Source organism: Actinomyces sp. ZJ308 (assembly GCF_011752065.1).
Taxonomy (GTDB): Bacteria; Actinomycetota; Actinomycetes; order Actinomycetales; family Actinomycetaceae; genus Actinomyces.
Window position 1 is genome coordinate 1 of sequence record NZ_JAAIJY010000065.1, and the last position, 3,125, is coordinate 3,125.

2 protein-coding genes are annotated in these 3,125 nt (G+C 63.0%); one reads left to right on the forward strand and one right to left on the reverse strand.

The features are described from left to right. Nucleotides 1-134: 134 nt before the first annotated feature. A complete protein-coding gene (locus tag HCR68_RS13830) occupies nucleotides 135-1,718 on the reverse strand; it encodes an IS1634 family transposase (protein WP_167150431.1) in 1,584 nt (527 codons plus the stop codon). 515 nt (nucleotides 1,719-2,233) lie between these two features. Here HCR68_RS13830 and HCR68_RS13835 point away from each other — a divergent pair. Beyond that, the gene (locus HCR68_RS13835) at nucleotides 2,234-3,004 is read left to right on the forward strand and encodes a hypothetical protein (protein WP_243859153.1); all 771 of its coding nucleotides are present in this window, start codon (nucleotides 2,234-2,236) and stop codon (nucleotides 3,002-3,004) included. The last annotated feature ends 121 nt before the right edge of the window (nucleotides 3,005-3,125 follow it).

Below are 3,125 nucleotides of genomic sequence, written 5' to 3' on the forward strand. Positions count from 1 at the left end.
TACAATCATGTGCGCCTTCACTCAGCCCTGGGATACCGCACACCTAACGAGGTCGAGCAAGAATTCCTGGGCCTAACCAAGGCAGCCTGAAACACCAAACAAGCAGTGTCCGAAAAACACCCAGCAGTCCAACCTTAGTGCCCTGGGGACTGTAGGGATTTGAGGATGCTAGCTGCGGTTGGGGTGATTTGGGGTTGGGCAGTGATCTTATGACCGTTGAGGTTGATGGTGACGTCCTGGAGAGGCTTGAGGGCGCGGATGATGCGTTTGATGCTGATCCCGGTGGTCTCCTGGAGGTGCCGGGCGACGGCCAGGGCAGCCATGACCACGGTCAGGTGAGCCTCAATAGCATCGCGCTGGTGGTGGAAGACCGGCCGGGCTCTCAGGTCATGCTTGCTCATCCGGAAAGACTGCTCGACGTGCCACAGCTCGTGATACGAGGAGACCACCTCACCGGCGTCCATCAAGCGTGACGGGATGTTGGTGACATACCCCTTGAGCCCCACCAGGGAACGGGCCCGGGCCAGGGACGCCTCATCCAGAGTGGCGTCACCGGCGTGGGTGGTGACGAACCTGGTGCCCTTGGGACGCTTCTCGCCGGCGATGACGGCCCGGGCCCGGTTCTCCTGAGCGGTCAGGGTCCGAGTGTCCCGGGCCACGCGCTTCTTGGAGTAGGCCCACACCGCCCGCCACGACCCCGGATGAGTGTCCGGATCCCACACCGGCTCAGCCCGGAGGCTCCTATCCCGCTCCTTGGGGCCGCTGCCTCTCTTGGGGGTGACGGTGTCAATCAGCTGCCCATCGGTGAAGGCATCCCCGGCCCAGTGGAAGTGGGCCTCGAGGTCCCCTGGGGCCCGGACCTGACGGGCCCCGACAATGAACCGCAACCGGGCGTCATCCAGAGACTTGAGGTTGGCTGCTGAGAGCATGCCGGCGTCAGCGACGATGACGAGCTCCTCGATACCGTGAGCGGCCTGGAAGGCCTCCACGATGGGGATGATCGTGGTGGTCTCGGCCTTGTTCCCTTCCCAGCACCCGACCTGGAGGGGGAAACCAGCCTGGTCGACCAGCAGGCCGACGATGACCTGGGGGTCGACTCTCCTCTCCTTGGAGTAACCGACCTTGCGTAGGTCGTCCTCCTTCTCGGCCTCGAAGTACAGGGTGGTCACGTCGTACAGGCACAGGGCCAGGCCCCCGCCGGTGTTGGTGACGTGCTCGAACAAGGCCCCAGACAGGCTCTCGCGATAGCCCCGCTCAACGCAGCGCCCCAAAGAGCGGAACAAGGTCCGCACGGTGACCGGCTCCAGGCCCAGGTCACCCAGCACACCGGGGACCTGAGCCTTGGACGTCGGCTCGATCAGACGCGCCAGAACCATCTGCTCAAAGGCCCGATCACCCCCGACCGCCTCACCCAGGCCCAGACGCTGGTAGGCGCCGTGCAGAACCTCCCACAACAACCTCGAGTGCTTGGACTCCACCGTTGTCCTGGCCAGATTGGAGCGTCCCGGTGCCGGCTCCAAGGACTCCAGGTCCAGCAGCCCCTGGCCCTGCCAGGCGGCGATCTTCTGCCGCCCGACCTCCAGCAGGGCCTCCAGCTCCGTCTCGTCGTGGGCTGAACCCAGATGCTCCACGATCCGGCGCACACCACCGGACTTGGACACGATCTGCACGGCCGTGGCCCCTGAGGCTGTCTTGACCTTGCGCACAAACGGGCTCACACCAGCGCACCATACGGGCTTTTAGTGCCCCACCACCAGACCCCCAACACCGCAATACCAACGAAAACCAGCGCCGAACCACCGAAAACCCACCAAGGTGTCACGAGTCAGGTCAAAAGGACCCAGAACTGTTCCCACCCACTTTCGACGCGCGGGAAAACCAACTTTCCAACCCAGAAACTCGGTCCACCCCACTAGACCAAAGCACGAGGTCATCCAACAAAAGTATGAGGGCAGCTCTTGAGTCGACAGAACGCAGCACTCCACTTCCGCCTACAAATTCTCAATGAAACGAGCAGCTTTAATTAAATTGAGACATTACGTAGGACCAATGACTTCCTTGACGAAGTATCCCTGCCGTAAAGTTTTTAGGCACCCACCCCGACGCGTGAGCTCGACGAGGACTCCGCACCGGCTGCCAGTGGTGGATGCGCTCTTCACACGAATGAGGCTATGCCCTCGAGGAGGCAATGATGAAACCTTCCTGTCGATCCCTGATCGGCACACTCGCAGCTATGACGCTCATGGGACTTACCAGTCCCACGGCCCTGGCCGATGAGCCCACACCCGGCCCCACCGGCGACGTCGTCGCCGAGCAGCCGGCAGACCTACCGGCTGCAACCCCGGAAGCCTCGGCCGCACCGACCGAGGCCCCCGCGGCCGATCCTTCCGCTTCACCGGATGCGGACCCGAGCGCCGCACCAGCTGAGGCTGCCGAACCGGGTGCGGACCCGAGCGCCGCGCCGACTGAGGCTGCCGAACCCACCGCAGCAGCTGACCCCTCAGCCGCCCCCGAGCCGTCTGCCTCTCCTTCGGACAATCCGTCGGCCCCGACCGCCGATCCCAAGAGGACATGGCGGGAGGAGAACGGCAAGCTGTACTTCTACGAGAACGGCGTCAAGCAGACCAACACCTGGATTACGTGGGACAACCTCAAGTACTACTTCGGTGCTGACGGCGTCCTGCAGACCGACACCTGGCTGCACCAGGGCGACAAGTGGTACTACGTCGACCACTACGGCGCCGCCGTCACAGGCAGGCGACAGGTCGACGACAGCGGCGTCGAGTACTTCTTCGACAGCAACGGCGTCATGCAGACCGATCGCTGGATCGACCAGGACGGGGTCAGCTTCTACGTCCAGAGCTCCGGCGCCATCGCCACCAACGCATGGCTCAAGTTTGACAACAAGTGGTTCTACGTGGACGCCAACGGCATCAGAGCCGTCGGCCTGGTAAAGGTCGGTACGGAGTGGTACCACTTCAGCGATGACGGGGTCATGACCTGAGTTGCACAGGTTGGGGTGGTTTGTGTTTCAGAGTGGGGTTTTTCGTTGGGATTCTGGGGGTGGGGTGGTCGTTTCGGGGCACTAAGACGGCGGTAGAATCTGCTGGGTGAGTCCGTACCTG